Genomic DNA, 4973 nt, shown 5'->3' on the forward strand with positions numbered 1-4973 from the left:
GAAGGGATGCTGTTCGTCGTCGCCGGTCTGTCGCTCGTCGCGGTCGTCTTGCTGCTCGTCGCGCTGCGGAAGCTCGCCGCGCCGCCGAGCGACGCCGCGGAAGCCGCCGTGCGGCAGGAGTTCCGCGCGGTCCGCGAGGAGGCGGCGCGCGAGGCGGCGCGGCAGCGCGAGGAGGCCGCCCGCCAGCGCGAGGAGGCCGCGCGCAACGCCCAGGCGCTGCGGGAAGAGGTCGCGGCGCGGCTCAAGGAGTTCCAGGACTCGCAGGTGAAGACCGCCGGCGAGTCGCGCGCCGCCGAGGCCGCCGCGCTCGACAACCTCTCGCGCCGCTTCGACGCGCTGACCAAGGCGGTCGGCGACCGGCTCGACGCCTTCGCCCGCGCCAACCAGGAGCAGCTCGAGCGGCTGACCCGCACCAACCAAGAGCAGCTCGACAAGGTCGCGGCCGCCCTCGACGCGCGCGTGAAGGCGCTGCAGGAAGGGAACGAGAAGAAGCTGGAGGAGATGCGCCGCACGGTGGACGAGCAGCTGCAGGGGACGCTGGAGAAGCGGCTCGGCGAGTCGTTCAAGCTCGTCTCGGAGCGGCTGGAGGCGGTGCAGCGCGGCCTCGGCGAGATGCAGAACCTCGCCACCGGCGTCGGCGACCTCAAGCGGGTTCTTACCAACGTCAAGGCGCGCGGCACGTGGGGGGAAGTCCAGCTCGGCGCGATCCTCGAGCAGATCCTCACGCCGGACCAGTACGAGCGGAACGTCGCCACGCGCGCCGGCAGCGCCGACCGGGTCGAGTTCGCGGTCAAGCTCCCCGGGCGGGACGGCGACGGCGCGGCCTCGCCGCTCTGGCTGCCGATCGACGCCAAGTTCCCGCAGGAGGACTACCTGCGCCTCGTCGAGGCCTCCGAGGCCGGCGACGCGGAGCGGGTGCAGCGGGCGGCCAACCAGCTCGGCCTCGCGGTGAAGGTCGCGGCCCGGGACATCCACGACAAGTACCTCGACCCGCCGCGCACGACCGACTTCGCGCTGATGTTCCTGCCGACCGAGGGGCTCTACGCCGAGGTGCTGCGCCAGACCGGCCTCGCCGAGACGCTGCTGCGCGACTGGCGCGTCGTCGTCGCCGGGCCGACGACGCTCGCCGCGATCCTGAGCAGCCTGCGGCTCGGCTTCCACACGCTGGCCATCGAGAAGCGCTCGAGCGAGGTCTGGCGGATCCTCGGCGCGGTCAAGACGGAGTTCGGCAAGTTCGGCGACGTGCTCGACAAGGTCAAGGGGCACCTCGAGAAGGCGACGAACAGCCTCGACGACACCGGCAAGCGGACGCGGCAGATGGCCCGCAAGCTGAAGGCGGTCGAGGAGCTGCCGGCGGACGAGGCGCGGCGGCTGCTCGGCGAGGCGGCGTTCGACGTCGCGGCCGACGCCGACGACGAAGCCTGAGGCGCGGCGCTTCTCACTGAGACATGCAAGTTGTTGAGAAGAAAGACCCTCGCGCCGCCGCCGCTCGCTAAAATGTCCTCGCCCCCCCACCTGGCGGCGACGGTCGGCGCTCCCCGCGCCGCATCGCCCGGCGCGAGAGAAATGGACAAGCTGATCTATCTCGACAACGCGGCGACGACGTTCCCCAAGCCGGACGTCATGCACGAAAAGATGAGCTCCTTCTACCGCGAGTGCGGCGTCAACCCCGGGCGCACCGGGTGCGACCTCGCGCTCAAGGCCGAAGAGCTGATCCACGACACGCGCCGGAACCTGAGCGCGCTGTTCAACCCGAGCCTCGCGGCGGCGGGACGGCACAAGGACCCGAACCGCCTCGTCTTCGCCGAGAACGCGACGCACGGCCTGAACCTGATCATCCAGGGGACGATCGAGCCGGGCGACCACGTCGTCACGACGATGTGCGAGCACAACTCCGTCATCCGGCCGGTGAACCACATGGTGCAGCGCGGCGCGACGGCGACGTTCGTGCGGCCGGACGCCGAGGGGTACGTCGATCCGGAGGAGATCCGCAAGGCGATCCGCAAGGAGACGAAGCTGGTCGTCGTCAACCACGGCTCGAACGTCATCGGCACGGTGCAGGACATCGCCGCGATCGGCAAGGTCTGCGCCGAAGAGGGCGTGCGGTTCGCCGTGGACGGCTCGCAGACCGCCGGCGTGCTGCCGATCGACATGGCCGCCTGGAACATCTCGTACCTCGCGTTCACGGGCCACAAGGGGCTGCTCGGACCGACCGGCATGGGCGGCGCCTGCATCGCCGACGACGCGCCGATCAAGAGCTCGATCTGGGGCGGCACCGGCGTGCGCTCGGCCGAGCCGCTGCACCTCGAGGAGTTCCCGTACCGGCTCGAGGCCGGCACGCACAACCTGCTCGGCATCGCCGGCCTCCACGCCGGGCTCGAGTGGATCCTCGAACGCGGGATGGACAAGATCCACCAGCACGAGATCGCGCTCCTCGGCCGGCTGCAGGACGGCGTGGCGGGGATCAAGGGCGTGACGATCCACGGCACGAAGCGGCTCGACCGCCGCGTCGCCGTGCTGTCGATCACGGTGAACGGCTACGACCCGTCGGACGTGGGGACGATCCTCGACGTCGAGTACGGCGTCCTGACCCGCACCGGCCTGCAGTGCGCGCCGCTGATCCACGAGCACATCGGCACCGCCCCGCGCGGCACCGTCCGTCTCTCCCCCGGCGCCTTCAACACGCCGGAGCAGATCGACCACACGATCAAGGCGATCGCCGAAATCGCCGCCGACCGCAACTGACGTCGTCGCATTGCGGCTTCGATCCACCGGGCCGGCGGCGACGCCGGCCCGTTTCCTTTCCGGCCGACGGCCTTCGCGTCGTCGTAGGGGAGGCTGGCGCGCCCCGACGATCGTCGCCGCGCTCAGGAATCCTCCGCGCCTGCCTCCCGACGTGATTCCCGCGAAAGGTCGCCTTGGACGACGACGAAAGGCAACGTTGCGCGAGTTTCAGGTCGGGCGGCTGGCGCGGTGGCTTCTGTCGTGGTCCAACGATGATCGGGGCGCGCCAGCCGCCCCTACACGCCGTTCCGCGTTCGCGTGGTTCGGTGTTCGCGTCGGGTGCCGTGGGCGCTCGGCGTCCTCGGCGTCGGCCGTTCCGCGCGCCGAACAGAAATCGCGCCGGTCGCGGGACGCGGGCCGGCGCGATTGTCGAAGCGTTGGAAGGCGGTCAGCGGACGAGGGCGTCGTAGACGATCTCGACGACCGCCTTGATGTCCACGCCGAGCTCGTAGACGCGGGAGAGCTCGATCAGCTGGTCGGCGCAGTTGTGGCAGGGGCAGGCGACGACCGTCGCGCCGGTGGCGCGGATCTGGTCCGCCTTGACCCGGCCGCTCTTCACGCGCCGCTCGCCGTACTCCTCCATCGAGAGCATCCCGCCGCCCCCGCCGCAGCAGAAGTTGTGCTCGTGGTTCGGCGTCATCTCGACGAAGTCGGTGCAGGCCCGCTTGAGGATGCGGCGCTGCGGCTCGCTGATCCCGCCCCAGCGGACGAGGTTGCACGGGTCGTGCAGCGTGACGCGGTCGGTCGTCAGCGCCGGATCGACCTTGATCCGCCCGTCGGCGAGGTACTCGTCCACGACCTCGAGCACGCTGCGCACCGGCAGCTTGTACGGCGCGCCGAGCCACGCCGGCCCTTCCCAGCGGAAGGCGCGGAAGCCGTGCCCGCACTCGGAGAGGATGATCTCGCTCACGCCGAGGCGGTGCGCCTCCTGCACGACGCGCCGCGCGAGCTCTCCCGCAGCCTGGTCGTCGGCGGCGAAGAAGCCGTAGTTCGTCACGTCGTAGACGTTCGACGACATCGTCCAGCTCTCGCCGGCGGCGTGGAAGATCCCGGCCGCGGCCTGCAGCGAGAGCGGGAAGAACTTCACTTCGCGCGGATTGACGAGGTAGAGGGCGCGCGCCCCCTGCTCGTCCACGCGGACCTTCGCCTCCGGCGTCCCCGCCTCGCGCGCGAGGTCCTCGGAGAGCCAGGAGCAGGTGGCGAGGAATTCGTCCCGCGTGATCGCCATCTGGTTGCCGGTCTGGATCTGGTTGTCCACGGTGCGCTGCAGGCCGACCGGCACGCGCCCCGCCGCCTGCACGACGCGTCGGCCGGCGCGGATCACCGCCGAGACGTCCAGGCCGATCGAGCAGTGCAGCCCGCAGCGGCCGCAGCCGGTGCAGCGGCCGAACACCGCCTCCGTCAAAGCGGCAAGCGTCCGCGCGTCGAGGTCGTCGGCGCCGACGAGGCGCGGCGCGATCCGCCCGAGGAGCGTCTTCCGCCGCCGATAAAGGCGCGCGACCTTCTCCGCCTTCGCCACCGGGAGATTGCGCGGATCAGGCTCGCCCAGGTAGACGTGGCAGCTCTGTCCGCAGAGCCCGCAGCGGACGCAGGCGTTGAGGTGCCGCGCCGTCGGCCCGTCGGCCGCGGCGTCGAGCGCGGCGAGCGCCGCGTCCAGTTCCTCGCGCGCGAGGCCCGTCTCAGCGGACGACATCGGCGCCTCCCGCGCGGCCGGCCGGCGGATAGACCCCGCGCAGCCCGAGCCGCCACCCCGCGTCCCCGCGGGCGACGAAGAAGAAGGCCATGTGCCGCAGCTTGCCGAGCGGCGCGTAGAACAGCAGCAGCGCGCCCATCGCGGCGAAGCCGGCCGCCGGAACCAACTGCGCGAGCCAGAGCGCGGCGTCGGCGAGGAACAGCGCGACGAGCGTCGCGGCGACGAAGTCGTCGGCCACGCTCACCGCCCGCATTTCCGCCGAGGCGATCCGCTTGACCAGCAGCGCGACGCCGCCGGCGAGCCCGACCAGCGCGAGGACCATCAGCGCGGGCGCGAGCGACTCGAGCGCGTCCGGCGCGATTGCGGCCGCGCCGAGGGCGACGAACGACCCGGCGACGCCGGCGTGCAGCGCGAGGCCGAGCACGAACGCCGCGGGATGGCGCGAGACCGATTCCTTGCGCGCCGGGGCCATCGCGCCGGTGAACGAATAGATCAG

Annotated in this window: 4 protein-coding genes; 2 read left to right on the forward strand and 2 right to left on the reverse strand. The window is 71.7% G+C overall.

From position 1 onward, the window contains the following. Positions 1-6 precede the first annotated feature (6 nt). Positions 7-1425 (forward strand): DNA recombination protein RmuC, encoded by a 1419-nt coding sequence (rmuC, locus tag LLG88_08275; protein ID MCE5246898.1) that lies wholly within the window; start codon positions 7-9, stop codon positions 1423-1425. 141 nt (positions 1426-1566) lie between these two features. Beyond that, positions 1567-2745 carry an aminotransferase class V-fold PLP-dependent enzyme gene (locus LLG88_08280; GenBank protein MCE5246899.1) on the forward strand — a complete coding sequence of 393 codons (1179 nt, stop codon included), beginning with the start codon at positions 1567-1569 and terminating at the stop codon, positions 2743-2745. A gap of 427 nt (positions 2746-3172) precedes the next feature. Here the strand turns inward: LLG88_08280 and LLG88_08285 are convergent, their stop codons facing one another. Together LLG88_08285 and LLG88_08290 are read right to left on the reverse strand one after the other, a co-directional pair. Further along, complete coding sequence (locus LLG88_08285; GenBank protein MCE5246900.1) at positions 3173-4477, reverse strand: (Fe-S)-binding protein; 1305 nt, start codon at positions 4475-4477, stop codon at positions 3173-3175. Continuing rightward, positions 4464-4973, reverse strand: a 510-nt coding sequence (locus LLG88_08290; protein ID MCE5246901.1) for a hypothetical protein, incomplete at its 5' end; no start/stop codon positions are given. The genes LLG88_08290 and LLG88_08285, both read right to left, overlap by 14 nt.

The sequence above is a fragment of the bacterium genome (assembly GCA_021372775.1).
In the GTDB taxonomy this organism is placed as follows: Bacteria; Acidobacteriota; Polarisedimenticolia; order J045; family J045; genus JAJFTU01.

Bases quoted from the DNA above. Each gene is read 5' to 3' on its own strand.
- LLG88_08285 (MCE5246900.1), bottom strand. From the start codon at position 4,477: ATGTCGTCCGCTGAGACGGGCCTCGCGCGCGAGGAACTGGACGCGGCG.
- LLG88_08280 (MCE5246899.1), top strand. From the start codon at position 1,567: ATGGACAAGCTGATCTATCTCGACAACGCGGCGACGACGTTCCCCAAG.
- rmuC (MCE5246898.1), top strand. From the start codon at position 7: ATGCTGTTCGTCGTCGCCGGTCTGTCGCTCGTCGCGGTCGTCTTGCTG.